10 protein-coding genes are annotated in these 17,816 nt (G+C 41.0%); 8 read left to right on the top strand and 2 right to left on the bottom strand.

Annotated elements, in window-relative coordinates; translation table 11 throughout:
* Positions 1 to 24: 24 nt before the first annotated feature.
* Positions 25 to 2,376: an accessory Sec system translocase SecA2 gene (gene secA2 / locus HNR31_RS06565; RefSeq protein WP_181555459.1), complete on the bottom strand. Its 2,352-nt coding sequence runs from the start codon at positions 2,374 to 2,376 to the stop codon at positions 25 to 27.
* 218 nt (positions 2,377 to 2,594) lie between these two features.
* Here secA2 and HNR31_RS06570 point away from each other — a divergent pair, with 218 nt between their 5' ends.
* The 3 genes from HNR31_RS06570 to HNR31_RS06580 all read left to right on the top strand — a co-directional run bounded on the left by HNR31_RS06570 (position 2,595) and on the right by HNR31_RS06580 (position 9,382).
* Positions 2,595 to 6,071, top strand: a complete 3,477-nt coding sequence (locus tag HNR31_RS06570; RefSeq protein ID WP_181555460.1) for a S8 family serine peptidase — start codon at positions 2,595 to 2,597, stop codon at positions 6,069 to 6,071.
* A 131-nt stretch (positions 6,072 to 6,202) separates the two neighbouring features.
* Positions 6,203 to 7,816 carry an S-layer homology domain-containing protein gene (locus HNR31_RS06575; protein WP_181555461.1) on the top strand — a complete coding sequence of 538 codons (1,614 nt, stop codon included), beginning with the start codon at positions 6,203 to 6,205 and terminating at the stop codon, positions 7,814 to 7,816.
* Between the two features lie 93 nt (positions 7,817 to 7,909).
* Positions 7,910 to 9,382 (top strand): S-layer homology domain-containing protein, encoded by a 1,473-nt coding sequence (locus HNR31_RS06580; protein ID WP_181555462.1) that lies wholly within the window; start codon positions 7,910 to 7,912, stop codon positions 9,380 to 9,382.
* A gap of 232 nt (positions 9,383 to 9,614) precedes the next feature.
* On the opposite strand, the gene HNR31_RS06585 is transcribed toward HNR31_RS06580, so the two are convergent.
* Complete coding sequence (locus tag HNR31_RS06585; protein ID WP_181555463.1) at positions 9,615 to 10,613, bottom strand: C40 family peptidase; 999 nt, start codon at positions 10,611 to 10,613, stop codon at positions 9,615 to 9,617.
* Between the two features lie 421 nt (positions 10,614 to 11,034).
* Between HNR31_RS06585 and HNR31_RS06590 the strand changes: the two genes are divergently transcribed.
* From HNR31_RS06590 to HNR31_RS06610, 5 genes are all read left to right on the top strand, one after another.
* Positions 11,035 to 13,665 (top strand): S-layer homology domain-containing protein, encoded by a 2,631-nt coding sequence (locus HNR31_RS06590; protein ID WP_181555464.1) that lies wholly within the window; start codon positions 11,035 to 11,037, stop codon positions 13,663 to 13,665.
* A 976-nt stretch (positions 13,666 to 14,641) separates the two neighbouring features.
* Complete coding sequence (locus tag HNR31_RS06595; RefSeq protein WP_181555465.1) at positions 14,642 to 14,956, top strand: DUF5082 domain-containing protein; 315 nt, start codon at positions 14,642 to 14,644, stop codon at positions 14,954 to 14,956.
* Positions 14,953 to 16,086 (top strand): polymorphic toxin type 47 domain-containing protein, encoded by a 1,134-nt coding sequence (locus HNR31_RS06600; RefSeq protein WP_181555466.1) that lies wholly within the window; start codon positions 14,953 to 14,955, stop codon positions 16,084 to 16,086. Before HNR31_RS06595 ends, HNR31_RS06600 begins: the two co-directional genes overlap by 4 nt.
* Before the next feature lie 14 nt (positions 16,087 to 16,100).
* Positions 16,101 to 16,541 (top strand): DUF6756 family protein, encoded by a 441-nt coding sequence (locus HNR31_RS06605; protein WP_258561023.1) that lies wholly within the window; start codon positions 16,101 to 16,103, stop codon positions 16,539 to 16,541.
* A 441-nt stretch (positions 16,542 to 16,982) separates the two neighbouring features.
* Positions 16,983 to 17,759 carry a recombinase family protein gene (locus HNR31_RS06610; protein ID WP_181555467.1) on the top strand — a complete coding sequence of 259 codons (777 nt, stop codon included), beginning with the start codon at positions 16,983 to 16,985 and terminating at the stop codon, positions 17,757 to 17,759.
* The last annotated feature ends 57 nt before the right edge of the window (positions 17,760 to 17,816 follow it).

Genomic DNA, 17,816 nt, shown 5'->3' on the forward strand with positions numbered 1-17,816 from the left:
GTCGGTTTTTTAGTGAAATTTTCATTATTTCTTTATTTTATCGGAAACGAGATAGGCTAATTTACGACAAGCATCGCCTTCGATTTGGCGGTACATGTGTGTAAATAACTCGAACCCTTCACGCTGAAATTGGCGAATCGGATCTTCTTGGCTGTAATAACGCAATCCAATCCCCTCTTTTAAGCGTTCCATGGCATCAAGATGATTGAGCCAATGATAGTCAACCGTTGAAAGGAGAGAAGGCTTCAATTGAGATTGTACGCTTTCATCATCCATCAAATTTTGCAGCTTCTCGACATATTTTTCAAGGGAATGGAGCACAGATTGTTTTACGTCTTCTATATCGTCTATGTTTTTGGCAATTTGCACGGAAGGAGAGACGATGATCTCATTTAACCTCGCAGCTAAATGCTCTACATCCCATTCCTCAGGAGCTGACTCTGCCGGGCAAGCTTGATCAATTTCATATGGAATATATGAACGCAACATGTTTACTACAATCGAGAGCGGGTTCTCTGTTTCGAGAATTTGGTTTCTTAATTTGTAAATAGTCGTTCGCTGGTCGTTTAGCACATCATCAAGCTTTAAGTTATATTCGCGAATCGAGAAGTTGCTTCCTTCACAAATGCGCTGTACGCGGTCGACGAACTCATGAATATCTTTATTCAAGATAAGACCATTTTCATCCGTTTTCGCTTTCTTTTTCCACTTTTCCACTTCTTCGTTCGCAAAACGGCGGAACATATCATCTTCGAGAGAGATGAAAAACTGCGAGCGTCCCGGATCTCCTTGGCGGCCAGCCCGTCCTTTTAGCTGGTTATCGATGCGCCGCGATTCATGTCGTTCCGTTCCTAAAACGAATAAACCACCAAGTTCTGCGACCCCTTCTCCCAGCATAATATCTGTCCCGCGTCCTGCCATGTTTGTTGCAATCGTAATCTGGCCTTTTTGTCCTGCCAGTGAAATAAGTTGAACTTCTTGTTCGATCGTTTTTGCGTTTAATAATTGAAAAGGGAGATTTTCCTGTCTTAAATATTCTGCTACCTTTTCGGATTGTAAAATCGATGTCGTTCCAATTAAAATAGGCTGTCCAGTCGCATGAACTCGCTTTGCTTCTTTAGCGACAGCTTTATACTTTTGCTCGACAGTCAAAAACACGCGATCGGGCTCATCCACGCGAATGACCGGTTTGTTCGTCGGGATTTGCACAACGTCCATTCCGTATAGTGTCTGAAACTCTTTTTCCTCTGTTTTCGCTGTTCCCGTCATGCCAGACAAAATTGGATATAGTCGAAAGTAGTTTTGAATCGTAATAGAAGCTTGAGTTTTATTTTCTTCTGTTAGCTCCAATCCTTCTTTTGCTTCAATTGCCTGATGCAATCCATTGCTTAAACTGCGACCTTCCATTGGACGGCCTGTAAACATATCGATTAATAGAATTTTTCCGTCTTTTACAATATAGTCGACATCGCGCTGAAACAACACATGGGCGCGCAACGCTTGAATGACATAATGGTAAAGCGTCTGATGCTCTAAATCGTACAAGTTGTCGATGCCGAATCCTCGTTCAATTTTCGCGATTCCTTCTTCTGTTAAGTTTGTCGTTTTTGTTTCCTCATCATAGTAGTAATCGACGTCTCGTTTGAACGTTTTTACGATGCGTGCACATAAGTAACTTAATTCGGAGCTCACTCCTGTTTTGCCGGCAATAATCAGCGGAGTTTTTGCTTCGTCAATGAGAACGCTGTCGATTTCGTCAATAATGGCATAATGAAATGGCCGTTGTACACGTTGCGATACATCATAGACCATGTTATCGCGCAAATAATCAAAACCGAACTCGCTGCCAATGCCGTATGTAATATCAGCTTGATAGGCTTTCTTCTTTTCTTCCGTTTCCATCATCGGAAGATTTAAGCCAACGGTCAATCCTAAAAACTCATGAATTTTTCCAATTAACTCCCGGTCCCGCTTCGCTAAATATTCATTGACGGTAATCACGTGCACACCTTTTCCTTCTAAAGCACGCAAATAGCTTGGCAGCGAAGCGACTAGCGTTTTCCCTTCTCCTGTCGGCATTTCTGCGATATTTCCTTCTGTTAATACTAATCCGCCAATGAGCTGTACATCGAAATGACGCATGCCAAGCACGCGTTTGGCAGCCTCGCGCACAACGGCGAACGCTTCCGCTTGAATATCAAATATGGTTTTTCCGCTTTCAAGCTGTTTTTTAAAATAAAATGTTTTTTCTTTTAATTCGTTATCTGATAGATTCACTAATTCTTGTTCTAGTTCATTAATGTGAGCAACAATTTTGTAATAGTTTTTTAATCTTCGTTCATCGTTGCTCAATAACTTCTTTACGTAGGATAACATTCACAAGTCTCCTCCAAGCTTGTCAAATAGTCTCCTATACAGTATAGCATTGTTCATTTTTTGTTTCATCTTCGTGGAAATATTTCTTTATTCCTTTCATAAATGGATTATAATGTAACTATCAGGAAAAATTTATAAAACTATGAAACTTTTTTTAGTTTTTTTCGTTAGTATTATTGAAATCTATTTTTTTACAAAAAGATTAGGGGGAACTGAGCATGAAAAAATGGCAAAAGGCTGCTCTTTCTTTTGGACTGGCTTCAACGCTTGTCCTGCCTAGCTTTGCCCAAGCGACGACGCTGCCGCCGCTTGAGCAGTTGAAAAAGCAACCATACAACGTTGTGAAAGCACCACTGGCGTACAAGCAGCTTGAGGAAGCGCAAAACCAAATCAGCGAAGATACGCTCATCGTCAAGTACAAAGACAAAATTCCAGCAAGCGTTCATCGTAGCCTCGGTGCGAACGTGAAAAAATCGTTCCCGCAGTTAGGCTATGATGTCGTCACCTTGCAAAAAGGAAAAACATTGCAAGAAGTTGCACGCAACTATGCAAAATTAAAAACGGTGACGAGCGTAACACCTAGTTTTACATACAAGAAGCTTGGTACAAATGATCCGAAAAATGAGAAAATGTACCCGCTCTCTTTATTGCAAATTGATAAAGCGCTGCAACTCGCTGGCAAACATAGCGTAACCGTCGCAGTCATCGACACAGGTCTTGATATGAAACACCCGGACTTAAAAGCACAACTGTTGCCATCTTATAATGCAGCGAACCCGGCGAATCCGGGGGTCAAAGATCTTCATGGAACGCACGTTGCCGGTATTATCGGGGCAACGGCCAATAACGGTGTCGGTGCACACGGCATCAATCCGAATGTGAAAATTTTGCCGATCGACGTTTTTAACGGCGGCGCAGGGGCAAGCGACTATGTCATCGCCCAAGGGATTTTATATGCGATTGAAAAAGGGGCGAAAGTCATTAACATGAGTCTCGGTGGCTACTTTAATTCGCCGATTTTAGAAGATGCGGTGAAAAAAGCGATTGATGCAGGAGTCACAGTCGTTGCCGCAGCTGGAAATGATGCGACGGATATGTACTCCATACCGGCATCCTATGAAGGGGTTATTAGCGTTGGTGCAACCGACAGCAAAAACCACTTAGCTAATTTCTCGAATTACGGCCCGTCTGTCGATATCGTTGCGCCGGGAGTCGATGTATACAGCACCGTTTATGATCCGACAAAAGGAGCTTCATTTGCTGAATTAAGCGGAACGTCAATGGCTTCTCCGGTTGTCGCTGGCGTGGCATCGCTTATTTTATCAAAATATCCAAACTTAAAACCATATGAAGTCGAAGCGATTTTAGAAAGAACGGCAACCGATTTAGGTGAAAAAGGATACGATTTAAAATATGCGAATGGTCTTGTCAACCCAGTTGCTGCGCTTCAATTTAATTTAAAGAACTTGCCGAAAAAAGAAACATGGAACGATGAAACCATTCTTGCCAAAGCTCTTCCGGTACAGCTAACGGAAAAGACATATACAAAAACAGGCAGCTTCAAGACACCTGAAGAAGTTCATTGGATGAAAGTCGATTTACAAGGTGGAGAAAGCGTTCAAGCGGTGCTTGATGGCGCAAAAGATTACGACTACAAACTGATTTTCCGCTTTTATCCGGAAGGAAAGAAACAGTCGGACAAGCCAATCAATGTCAATGACACGCATGCCGGAGAAGTGGAAGGAAAATTGTATACAGCGAAAGAAAATGGCACTCTTGTCATCGGCGTAACAGATGCAAACGGCAACTACAGCTTGCAAGGCAAATCAACATATACCTTAACATTGCAAAAGTTTGCTGAGTTAACGGCGGACCCATCAACAAAAGACAATCCAGTCGCCATTGAACAGCTTCCATTTGATAGCGAAAAGACAGAATTTGCTCCGTTCACATTTGTTCCAGAAAATGAGAAGGAGGCAGATAAAGACTATTTCAAGCTGACGGTGAAAGAACCAACGACGATTAAGCTAAATCTTTCCGCTATTCCGGGAATCGATTCATCGCTAAGCGTCTATTTTGCTGAAGACTTTTATCGTCAAGCTGATCCGAATGCAAAAGAACAAGAGTCTCCTTCTCCAATCGCAATCGCTAATAACAACGGAAGCGGAAAAGGTGAAACGTTAACGTTTGAGGCACAGCCGGACACGGAATATATTATTGAAGCTTCTAGTGAGCCGGTTAGCGATTTTGTATATTACGGTTCTTATCCGACAAGCAGTGATGAGGGAAGCGGACTTCCTGCTTCAGCGATTCCGTATCGCTTAACAGCGGAACAAGTAACGAGCCCGCCGGATGAAGACGGCTATCCATCATTCGAAAATCCGGAAGAAAACGGATCGACAGAAGAAACGTCGCCAGCAGCGGAACAACAGCTAAATCAAAATACGAAAAAACGAAACGCGATTATTGTTGAGGACGACGGAACTTGGCGCAATTTTGAAAAAGAGGATGTACAACAAATTAGAGAACAAGCCCTTCCTTACAATATTGGCGGTAAGCAATCAGGGTATATTCAATTTGGCGAAGACCTCGATTTTTATAAGCTTTCTGTTAATGAAACAGCCATTTATCAATTTACATTTGATACACCAGACGACATGATTCCGTGGGCGACGATTTATGAATACGATGCAAAACAAGATGATTTATCTCCAGTCGCCGATTATTACGGCTACGATTACTTTACCGGCAAAAAGACATCATCGTTAACGCTGGTATTAGAAAAAGGAAAAGAATATTATTTATCCGTGGCAAACGACCGCTACCAACCAGTTGCTGATCCATATACATTTGTATCGAAAAAATTGATGGATGCCCCAAAAGATGCGAATGAAGATAATAACGAGCCGATTCGTGCGACTGTCGTTCAACCAAACAAAGTAACGACAGGGAACCTTGTTTTACCAAATGATGTTGATATTTACTACTATAAACACCGAAAAGCCGATGAAATCTTTACGTTCTTTGCGCGGCCAAACAAACTGGAAAATGAAGCGAACTTACCGGAAGACTTGCGCGGTACATTAATTCCGATTATCACAGTTGTCGAAGATACGAACGGCAATATGAATATCGATCAAGACGAAGCATCAAAGGCGATCGATTTCTGGCCGAACGAATTGAACCCGATGTATGATGTGAACGGTTCGTTTAAAGCGAAAAAAGATACAGGCTACTTCTTTATCAACAATGGTTTTTCTTGGGGAGGATTGTCGCTACAATCATACCGCTTTGGTATCGAAACATTGAACAAAAAAGATGAAGATGCTGCATCTGTTGTGAAAAACAATGTGCCGTCCAAACCGCTAGGCTTCAAAAAAGAAGGCAGCACATACAAAGCAACGGGCTATTTGAATACGTCCGTCGATTATGGCGACAAAGACTACTATACATTAACTGTGACGAAAGACGGAAAATTCACAGTCAAATTAGATGGATCAAGCACGATGGATGGTGTGATTTCCATCTATAACGAAAAAGGCGGGCTCGTGCAAACATTCGACTATTATGGTGAAGGTGATAGCGAAGTCGCTACCATTTCATTGAAAAAAGGAAAATATTATTTTGTCGTCGAAGACTCTTTTGCCCGTCCAAACGCACAACCATATACGCTTTCGATTTCGCCTGTAAAATAATAATGAAATAAAGATGCTTTGAAATGCTAGATGCATTTGAAGCATCTTTTTTCTCTCTAACAAACACTTTTCCGTCTTGCTCCGAATCTATGGTACTATGAAATTAGAAAATATATAAGGAGAAGAGCATAATGCGTAAATATACGGTCATTTTTCTATTTTTCGTGATGTTCCTCTTTGGTGGAAAAGCGGCTGATGCCCACGTCGTCGACCTCACAAACAAGGCGCAGGCTCAAAGCAGTTACGAAGACTTTTATCCGCTCATCGCCCGCTATAAAGGAGCAAGCGGAGTGACGATTGAAAGCTACAGCACGAAATGGCGCACGACAGCGCAATTAAAAGCACTTGAAGCAGAGCTGCTGGCGAACAAGCATGGCCCTGAGCTTTCCCTTCTTGGGAAAATCATGATTTTTCCTGATTATCCGGCAGGAGAGAATGTACTTGGGCAATACTTTGCCGAATACCAAATCGGAAAAACATTAACGCTTTTACCGAACCGCATCATCCATTTATATGGCGGCAACGATTTTACAACCGTAGAGCAAATGGCAACGACACTAGCTCATGAATATGGTCATCATTTTACGTATTACTATTTGATCAATAAGGAACAACTGCAGCCGAGCGATTGGCTTCGTTCCAAATATGCTGCAGCGCGCGAGTTATTCCGTTACCCGTCCGTCCATGTTAGTGCAAGTGGAGCATATGAATGGTCACTTCCGGAAATTTTAGCCGAAGATTATGTGCAATTATTCGGTTCCAGTCTTGCGCTAAAAGGGCATATGCAAATGAATGCCGCGCTGCCGACGCCGTTTGAACTGCCGAGTGAGGAAGCCTATTGGCACGATCAGTTAGGAAGCGACTATGTGGTGCAATCACCGCTTTCCCTTTTATTGACAGGCTACTCACCGAATTCATTGAACGCTTCTTATTACAATTTGCGTCTATATTTGTACAGTCCGAAAACAAGCGCGTATGTGAATGCGCAAGACGGAAACGGTCGTTATGCCTCCGTCTACTTGGATACATTTTCTAGTGGTGTGAGTGAAAAATGGTACGATCCTTCAAAACTAAGCGATGATGTTTCTTGGTTATTCCAGAAAGACTGGAACGATAGCGTCTTATTCCGTGCGGTTCAACATGCGCAGAAAGGATTTAACCGCGGCTCAACGACGTTAAAAGTAAACTATGGCAACATCGCTTCAAGCGTAAGCACTCGGCCGCTTTTTCCTGATGTCGATGATGAAGAAATGAAGAAAGCAGTGCAGCTTTTATATGAACGGGGAGTTGTGACAGGCTATTCGGACGGTACCTTCCACCCAAGCGAAACGCTTCTTCGCCGCCACGCCGCACGCATGCTTGTCAAAGAACTTGGTCTTACGCTGCCTGAAGGCTATAAAGTGAAAGCAACCGACATCAAAGCAGGCGATGTTGGCTACGAGGACATGGCGATTGCTGAGGCGTATGGATTATTCGGTCAAGGCGGGAAGCTTCGTCCGAATGAATACATGACGCGGGCACAAATGGCGGCTGTCCTTGTTCGTGCGTATGCAAATGTGTATAAAAAACCGACAACGAACCACTCATTTATAGATGTTTTACCGTCATTTTGGGCGTACGATGCCATTAACACTCTCGCCGATAACAGCATCACCATCGCCAACCCGTTTCACCCGAACGACACCGTGACACGTGGTCAATTGGCGTTATTTTTAAAGCGGACGCTGGACAAAAAAGAACAATAAAAAAGAAGGGTCTGACATTTTACGTTGGGTTAGATTTGTTGCCTATGAATCTACAATTTTTATTAATATATGTAAAAAGGATGGGGGAAGCTTATGCGAAGCATGGTGGCGAGTTTATGGGCGGTTTTGGCCATTCTGCTTGTTCCTCAAGCGGTGATCCATGCCGATATTCTTGATGAAACGAACCAAAAAATTGAAAGCAGTAAAACGAAGCAAAACACTGTTAATCTGACAACTGTGGAAATTAAACAATTATTGTACGAAGCAGCCAATAAATACGGCATACCAGCAGAAATTTTAAAAGCGATGGCGTATGTTGAAACGGGAATGAAGCAATTTGATGATATGGGGAATCCTATTGTCACAGAAGACGGCGGCATTGGCATCATGCAAGTCACATTAACGGATGAAGAGCTTCAAGCTAAAAAGATTGATAAAGAGCGGCTTATGTACGATACGAAATATAATATTGACATTGGCGCGCAAATATTAAAAGAAAAATGGAACTGGGCCGGAACGCGCATTCCGAAAATAAACGACCAGAATCCCAACATCATTGAACACTGGTATTTTGCGGTAATGGCGTATAACGGTTTGTCAAAGCGCAATGACCCGAATTTACCGCATGAGAAAAAGCCATATCAAGAGCGAGTGTTTGATATCATTCGAAATCATAGTCTCGTCAATGTCAAAAGCATTCCAAGCTTTGAAGTAGAGTATTCCGATGAAAATCACCCAGACATTATATATTTTCCTGTTAAGCAATACACATGGCCGCAATTAAATACAATGACCACCCAACATTATAAAGCAGGCGATAAAGTGTATACATGGAACAAAGACGCGTCATATTCCAACATTCGTAACGGGGTCGATGGTGCGGTTATTTTGAAAGCGGCTCATTATACACCGCTTGAAATTGTCGGAGGTCCTTATGAATCAGCAGCTAATCCGTATAACCACTATGTCTATTATCATGTTAGAGGAAATGGAATTGACGGGTATGTTGCTTCCTCCAATGTTGTAAAAGGAGAAGTGAAAATTTTTACAGATATCTCTAGCAATGAAGTTGCTTCTGCTGTTACGTACCTTTCTCTAAAGGGCGTGATTAACGGATACACAGACGGAACATTCCGGCCAAATGACAAGCTTCTTCGCCGCCATGCAGCGAAAATGTTGGTCAATGAGCTTGGTCTGAAGCTTCCGAACGGATATGTACCAAAAGCAAAAGATATGAAACCAGGGGATTTAGGATATGAAGAGATGGTGATTGCGGAAGCTTACGGTTTAATGGGGCAAGGGGGAAACTTGCGGCCGAACGAATATTTAACGCGCGCGCAAATGGCTTCCATTTTAGTTCGTGCGTATCAACAGTATTACGATACGCCGCAAACACAGAAAACATTTGCGGATGTGCCGCAGGATTTCTGGAACTACAAGGACATTAATACACTCGCTTACAACGGAATTACAGTCGTCGATACGTTCCGGCCAAATGAGCACGTGACACGCTCACAATTTGCACTTTTCTTAAAACGAACGCTGGAGAGAAAAGAGCAAGAGTAATAAAAAAGAGATGGTCTCACCAAATGAGACCATCTCTTTTTTTAGGATCGAATCGTTCCAATTCATTGTCCGGAGTTTTTAGTGTTTGTTAAGTCCTCTGCTTTTCTTATTGTCTAGCTCGGCTCGCAGCTCCTCGGGGTCAAATAACCTTCACCCTTGAGGTGTCGAGCACCTCTGCGTGCGAAGAACATTAGCCCTGCGGAGCTAACTGCTCGCCTCCGCTTTTCTTATGTTACTTATGGATGGAACGATAGAGGAATACAGCGAATTGTGCCCGGCTAACGGTGTCGTTTGGACGGAACGTGCCATCTTCGTATCCGGTTGTGATTCCCGAAGCGGCTAATGCTTGAATCTCTTTGTACGCCCAAAAGGTCGGCGGCACATCGGTGAACGATCGATGTGTAGCTGGTGGTTTCAATTGAAATACTCTTGTTAAAATAACAGCGAGCTGGGCACGAGTTAAGTTATCTTCAGGACGAAAGTTTCCGTTGCTGCCAGTTAGAAACCCTTTTTTTTGCATCGCATTAATCGCACCGATTGCCCAATGGTCAGAAGACACATCTTTGAAAATAGCTGAACGGTCGGAAAGATCAAGCTGTAAGTATTCTCCTAAATAAGAAGCGACTTCAGCACGAGTAATCGGCTCGTTCGGCTTGAAATAGCTATCAGCATAACCGATCATTAATTCATCTTCTGAAAGTGTGCGAATTTCGTTAAATGCCCAGAAAGATGTAGGAATGTCTTGAAATCGCCCCGGTTGCAAGCGATAAGCGAGCACCCTTTTTGCCCCTATATATGTTTTCCCCCAATAGTACGGATCGTCCAGCGATGAAATGATAACCCCTTTGGAGGAAGAAGAGTGAATAAACTTTCCATTTCCTATGTATATTCCAGCATGGGAGACCCCGTTGCCATCTGTATCAAAAAAGACGAGATCACCGACGCGCAAATCTTCTTTTTTTACGCTTACTCCCATTCGATACATCTCTGCCGTCGTTCTCGGAACGTCGATGCCGAGCGAACTATATACGTGGTAAATGAGACCGGAGCAATCAAATCCTTTCGCTGTCGTTCCGCCCCACTGATAAGGAACGCCAACATATTTTTTGGATGCGGGAATAATCTTGTCGTAATTCACTGCAACATAATTTGTCTGCGCATTTGCTGGCGATTTGCTCATCCACAAAACGCTTCCGCACATAAGCATCACCAACATCAGCTGCCTTCGCATATTCGACACATCCCCTTCTCTATATAAAAATTTCCCGAAATTTGTCGCTGTTGGTAGTCTAACATATTTGCAGATTAGTGAACTTTACATTTTTGTAACAAATTTTTAGGCATGAAGGGGACCAAAGAAGCATAAAGTAATCCTGTTGAAACAAAAAAGTCAGAAAAAAAAGAGCGAATTTTTATGAAAAACGCTTGCATAACATGGCATTTTTAGTAGAATATTAGCTAGAGAGAGAAATTTGTGCACTTTTTATGGCATCCAACATAGGAATACATTGACAAAGTGCCTATAAAAAACTATACTAGTAATTGTTTAGTAGCTAAATTTAAGAGGGGGAAACTATACATAATAAATAATCTCTTAAATTTAGTTTTAAATACTTATAGAAATTACCATAAAAAGGGAGGAAATAATACAGATGGCTTACCAACCAAAGTCTTACCGTAAATTTTTGGCTGGTTCTGTATCTGCTGCGTTAGTAGCTACAGCAATCGGACCAGTGGTTGCGAACGCTGCATCATTCAGCGACGTAGATCCAAGCGATTCGCATGCAGCAGACATTAGCGCATTAGTTGAAAAAGGATACATCAAAGGTTTTGAAGATGGTACATTCAAACCTTACAGCAACGTTACACGCGGTCAAGTAGCGAAAATCTTCGCGCGCATTTTAAAAGAGCAAGGATTCCAAGTTCCTGCTGACAAAAAAGCGTTCGATGATGTTCCAGTTGACAGCAAAGACCAAGAATTAGTAGAAGCAGCTGCAATTGTTAAAGCAGCAGGCGTAATGACAGGAACTGATGGAAAATTAAATCCATCTCAAAACATCACTCGTCAACAAATGGCGAAAGTGCTTGTAGAAGCATTCGATTTAACAAAACCTGCTGATTTCACATCTAAAATTACAGATTTAGATAAAGCAGACGCTTACGCTCGCGACTACATCCAAACATTAGAAGCAAACGGCGTAACAGTCGTTACTGAATATAAACCAAAAGATAGCGTTTCTCGTGCAGCATTCGCATCATTCGTAAAACGTGCGTTGGATGCACAAGAAGCAGCAAAAGCACCTCAAGTTGAATCGGTAAGTGCGATTAACGCTGCACAATTACAAGTTAAATTTAACAAAGCTATCGATAAGTCAACAGTAATTGATTCTGACGATACTTTAAAATCTGGAGTTTTAACTATTACTAAAGTGGACGGAACTGGAAACGTAACAATTGATGACAACTCCTTAGCTACTTTAAGTGAGGACGGTAAAACGTTAACAATTACAGTAACTTCAGGTGCATTAAACTCAGTAAAATATGTTGTGAATGTTCCTGAAAACACTGTTAAAACTACTGATGGCAAGTATGTTGAAAAATATGTTTCGGGAGTATTAACAGCTTCTGATTCTACTGCACCTACAATAACAAAAACAGAAAAATTAAATGCATCTACAGTGCGTGTTTATTTCTCAGAGCCATTATCAAGTGCAGGTAGCTGGACATTTAAATTAGCAGATGGTTCTGATGCAACAGTTACACCTACTCCAAACCTTGCAAAAGGTTATGTAGATTTAGCTATTGATGCTAGTGTTGCTGCTGGTAAAGAAATTACAGCAACTGTCATTGGTGCAGCAGACTACGTTAATAACTTAATTAATCCTAACCCAGTTACAGTAAAATTTACGAAAGGTCAATTAGATGGAGTTAAACCAACTGTAACATCCGTAAATGTGCTTGGTTTAAATAAATTCGAAGTTAAATTTAGTGAAGAAGTACAAGGATTTGATGCTACTGACATTACAATCGATAGTTCAACAACATTTACAGACTATGCTGCAAATGGTAATACACTATTAGAAGCAGGCGAAGCTAAAGTAACGCAAGATGCTATTGACAAAACTAAATATACAGTTGAATTAGGAGCAGCTTTAACTGCCGGACTCCATACAATTAACATTGCTGCAAACGCTGTAAGTGACTTATCTGGTGAACAAAACGATGCTTACTCAAAAGTAGTTGAATTCAAAGCTGATACAACAGCTCCAAAATTGGTATCCTCTGAAGTTAAAAAAGAGAATGGCGCTGAATACTTATATTTAACATTTGATGAGCCTGTTACTAAAGGTACAGTAAATGCATTAGCTGCAAAACAAGTGAAAGACTATGTAACAACAACAGGTACTATCGATTTAAGCGGTCTTACACCAGTTAGCGGAACAGATAACAAGCAATATAAAGTTGCTTTAAATGCTGTACAATTCACGCCAACTAGTGGTACAGCTGTTGCACTTTCAACAGGAGCAACTTACACTGTTACGTTAACTAACTTCACTGATGCAAATAGCAATGCTTTAGAAGATACAACAATTACATTTAACCGTGGTTCTGACACAGATACTAATAAACCTGCAATCGATAAAACATATGATAATGGTGAATCTAGTCCTTATGTAGCTAGCAATGGTATTAAAGTTGTAGATAGCGACACAATTCAAGTAAAATTTGACAGAGCACTAGATGGAGCAACTGCTACGAATATAGCTAACTATCAAGTAAACGGTTTAACAGTTGAATCAGCAACTTTACTACCTAACAATGTTGTTGAAATTAAGTTAGCTGCAGATACTAATACTCTTAGTGGATTACGTAATGTAACAATTAGCGGTGTTAAGAGCAAAGATGGCGTATTAATGGATACGTTTACTGCTAGCGAATATTTCGTTGAAAACGTGAAACCTTATGTTACATCAGCAACTTTAATTGCTCCAGACAAAATTAAAGTTGTATTTAATGAACCTGTACAAGTATCTACTGCAACTGCAGAAGATTTTGATGTATATGTAGGTTCAACTAAAGAAGATGAATCAGCTCCATTTGCTGTTACACAAGCAAATTCAGGTCCTACTGATAAAGAATTTATCATCACTTTAACTGATGGCTTAACACCTGCTGAGTATGCTCAAACAATTACTGTTAAAGTAGTAAATGGAACAACTGATATTATTGTTGATGCTAACAATAACAAAGTTAAAACTGGCGTTGTTACAGTTTCAAAATAATTAAAAAGGTGTCTATGAACACTTGTGAAAAAGCTCTGCGGAGAGAAATCTCTGCGGGGCTTTTCTTTTTTATTTATATAATGAAAAAAAGGAAAGATAAGAAATAAAGGCGAAAATCAATACTCATGAAGTTATGCTGCTACAATGGATCAGAAGGAAAATGAAATGAGTATTTCAAATGGGAGACTACTTATAAATGAAAGAAGCGACTTTCAGATGCTGCTGGACTGCCCCACTTATTTGAGACAAAGAAAAAACGTTTATGCTGCCTGTTTCCTGAATCCAGCAGGAGATAGGCAGTTTAATTGTGTCTGAATTCGAATTTCGTTATAGTGTGAATCAAGTTTTTGTGGGAGCTTTTTCCCTCTTTTTTTACTTCAAAAGAGGGCTTCTTATTTGTAAGTGTTTTCTCTAATCTCCTTTCTTTTTCCCCGTTTTTAACAACCTCTAACGATTTCAAAGCAAGTCCACACGATGAACTTGCGTGTGTATCTAAATATAGAAGATGGACTTGAATGACTCCCGTTACTTTCGCTGTCTTCTCCGATAACTATTGCTTCATATGATCCTTGTTTTCGGTTTCCTGTTCTGTTTTTGTCATCTGCTGTATCGGCTTCATTGCCTCTTTTTCCATCAGATTCATTATGATTCTGATCATCCCGTTGATTCCAACTATTTCCATTTGACTTCGCTCGTCCTGCAAACATTCTCATCATCGCTTCTGCCGTAGCTGTCTGGCGCTTTCATTTCCGGCTTTTTGATCCCCTTCTTCACGATAATCGTCCCACGCATGAAAAAGTTTATTCGGTAAAACCATTATATTCCAAAAGAATCATTCTATATGCTTAATATGGAAGAATGGATGAATAAGGAAAAAGTCCTGGTGTTTATTTGGAAAATAGGAATATATCATGATTTCTCCTTATTTTACTTATGTTACCATTTAAGTATTGGATAAATGGGGGAGGGAATGAAGGTGTCATCCTTATTGGAATCCATCGAAAAAGAAGCAAAGCGTCGGTCATATGTAGCCATGATCCGCTGCCTTCAATCCTATCGGGGGAAGGTCGAAGAAGCGATCGAGGAATTTCATCATGGCACTCGTGCATTTTATCGCGCAAATGACGAGTATGTTCCGCATTGGCAGGGAGAATCGAGGGAAGCGTATGAATTGGTATACGGGGACTTGCGGCAAATCGAAGCACATATTTATGCGACCGCAGATGAGCTTCTTCATGAAATCAGCAGGGAAATTGCCCGAATACAGCGAAAGATAGAGGAGATACAATGACTACGATTCGAGTTCAGCCGGAAGAACTGGAAACGGTAGCAAAGCATGTCCCCGATGCAGAAGACGCGTGCCAGAGTGCGCGGACCTCGCTTTCCTGGGAACTTTCCTCTTTAGTGATAGAGATTACTGGCATCGGTTCTGATGCCATCTATGAGCTCAAAGACGAGCTGATTCATTGGCTCGACCGTTATGAAGAAAAGCTGAATGAAGCGGAGGAACTGCTGTATCGGACGGCAGCAGCAATCAGACAGGCAGACCAAACGCTTGCCGACAACATGAAAGAATTCGGTCTGGAGCTCCTTGGCTGGTATGACTTGCAGCGATTGTTTGGAGAATACGACCCGATCACCGGAGAACGGATTTCGGCAGGAGATCGCCTGCTTGCGGGAGGAATGTTATTGTTGACCATTATTCCTCCAGCCAAAGGGGCAGGAATTGCTGGAAAAGTGGCGGTGAAAGGAGCGAAAGCGGCAGAAACCGCAGCAGATGTTTCCAAATTGGTCTCGCAAATGAAATATGTTCTCCGCTATGATAAAATCATGCCAGCCTTTCAAGTGGTATACCACCAAGTCGTGAAGGCGCCGATTACCAAAACGCTGCAATATTTTAAGAAGCAATGGAACGATCTTCTTGCCAGCGTTCCATCTGTCCAATGGCAGCCGGCCTTGGCGGGAATTGGTCCAGAGCCCCGTATATGGATGAGCGGAGCCGAGAAAGAAGTAAAAGAAACTACGATGAACATGATTGGCAAAACTAGGGGTGAGGTGGTTGGTAAGGGTACAGGTAACACTGAGTTAGGTAAAATAACAGGATATAAATTTAAAGAAGATGTTGATTTAGATTTTAGGGGAACAGGAAAGACATATAGGGACGCATTAAATGAAGCTTTTATTAGGACAGGTGTACCGAGAACAGAATTTACTGTGACTAAGTGGGGAAGAGACGCTAATGGTAAATCATTCCCAGTAGAGTGGAGAGCTAAAAATGGTGCAGAAGTCAATATTGATATTGGACATACAAAAAATGGTCCAGATGTTCCGCACATTGGTTATCAAACTGGGGGGAAAAGAGGTGGAGGAGGAGCCATACGTGGGCATATACTGGTAGACGATGTACCTGTAAATAGATAAATGGAGGAATGTATATGTTGTGGAATATTGAGGAACAGATTATGTCTGCTGCTGCTTCTATGAACATCAATGTAACTAAAATATCAGAACATGATACAGAATTAAGATTTCAACAACTTTCCAGAAAATACGCTAACGGTACTAAATTATTTCCGTTGTGGGAGCATCTAGATAACGATATAGCTGTACAACATCCAGAAGCTTGGAAATGGATTGCTGAATATATTGGAAATTCTCAAGCTATTTTGATGTTTAACCCATCCGATGAAAAATCGTCTTATGAAGTAGAGGGGGGAGAAAATCTAGTAAAACTACTGTCAGAAATGTTTAATGTTGAGTTCTATGTTACTAATAAGAACAATGAATATTTATTATGTTTTAACCATCATGATGTACTAATTGCATGTGGAGATGCAACCGAATGGATAAAAAAATACGAGAATATTCAAGATTGAATAAAATCTTCACTACTAACTATCTATCTCGATGAGTTGTTTAAATGTTAAGTATTTGTATAACCTTGATTGGCTTTATGCCTTTCAAGGTTTTTATTTTAAAACTAACAGATGTATCAAATAATAAAGTGCAATTACGAGAAAATTTATATATCGTTTTTACCAACATTTTAATTCAGACTTCATAATGGTTCCGCCTACTATGAGTTTGGCTGTGATGCATGGTGAAACTATTAACAAATACCCTTCGAGTATGCTTTAAAACACGAGAGAAAGCTTTCTCGTGGCGAGAAAGAGGGTATAAACTTTTAACTGACTGTGACAATAAAAAGCTGGCAAATTACTTTTGTATTGTATTTTCACTAGAGACGGTCGTATAATACTCGTCATTGTTAACAAGCGTTACATAAATTGTAATTTTCGTAACGGGGGGATGTAACATTGAATGTTGTCGGGTATATACGAGTCTCGACACAGGGGCAAGCAAAAGATGGATATAGCTTGAAATACCAAGAGGAGGAAATACAAGCGTATTGCGAAAAACATGGTTGGAATTTGATACATATATTTAGAGATGAAGGAATCAGCGGGGCAAAAATTAATGAAGAAGCGTTGGAAGTGGACAGGGTGGGCTTACAAGAGATGTTAGCCCACCTTTCTTCTCTCCAAATTAAGTATGTCGTGGTGTTAAACACAAGCCGGTTGTGGCGCTCTGACATGGTGAGAGTGTTGATTCATCGAGAGTTACAGAAGTATGGGGTGGATATTAAAAGTATTGAACAGCCAAATTACAGTATCTACAAAAAAGACCCAAGTGATATATTGGTCAATGGACTAATGGAGTTATTAGACCAATATCAGCGATTGGAAATTGCTTTAAAACTAAAGAAAGGTCGGCATAAAAAAGCAAAAGAAGGAGGATATGCCGGAGGAAGAGCGACTTTTGGTTATAGGAAGTTAAGGGGAGAAAAAGAGTTAAGAGTCGACGAGGATAAAGCCAAAGCCGTACAACGAGTGTTTGAGTTAAGAGAGCAACATCCTACATGGTCTTTTACTCGAATTGCTGATGTGTTAAACAAGGAAGGGCATTTGACGACACAAGGTAAGCCCTTTACCAAAGTACAAGTGAAACGGATTTTAGACCGAAAGGACTTTTATAAAGGGATGTATACCTATGGAAGCATACAGGCGAAAGGGAAACACCAAGCCATTCTTTAAAGCGGTCACTTAAAAAATACATGAAATTTCTTATATATCCGTATAGATGATACATCC

Origin of the sequence: Thermaerobacillus caldiproteolyticus, assembly GCF_013761245.1 — a bacterium.
GTDB lineage: Bacteria > Bacillota > Bacilli > Bacillales > Anoxybacillaceae > Thermaerobacillus > Thermaerobacillus caldiproteolyticus.

Excerpts from the sequence above, each read along its gene's own strand:
- secA2 (WP_181555459.1), bottom strand. The coding sequence starts at position 2,376 with ATGTTATCCTACGTAAAGAAGTTATTGAGCAACGATGAACGAAGATTA.
- HNR31_RS06570 (WP_181555460.1), top strand. The coding sequence starts at position 2,595 with ATGAAAAAATGGCAAAAGGCTGCTCTTTCTTTTGGACTGGCTTCAACG.
- HNR31_RS06575 (WP_181555461.1), top strand. The coding sequence starts at position 6,203 with ATGCGTAAATATACGGTCATTTTTCTATTTTTCGTGATGTTCCTCTTT.
- HNR31_RS06580 (WP_181555462.1), top strand. The coding sequence starts at position 7,910 with ATGCGAAGCATGGTGGCGAGTTTATGGGCGGTTTTGGCCATTCTGCTT.
- HNR31_RS06585 (WP_181555463.1), bottom strand. The coding sequence starts at position 10,613 with ATGCGAAGGCAGCTGATGTTGGTGATGCTTATGTGCGGAAGCGTTTTG.
- HNR31_RS06590 (WP_181555464.1), top strand. The coding sequence starts at position 11,035 with ATGGCTTACCAACCAAAGTCTTACCGTAAATTTTTGGCTGGTTCTGTA.
- HNR31_RS06600 (WP_181555466.1), top strand. The coding sequence starts at position 14,953 with ATGACTACGATTCGAGTTCAGCCGGAAGAACTGGAAACGGTAGCAAAG.
- HNR31_RS06605 (WP_258561023.1), top strand. The coding sequence starts at position 16,101 with ATGTTGTGGAATATTGAGGAACAGATTATGTCTGCTGCTGCTTCTATG.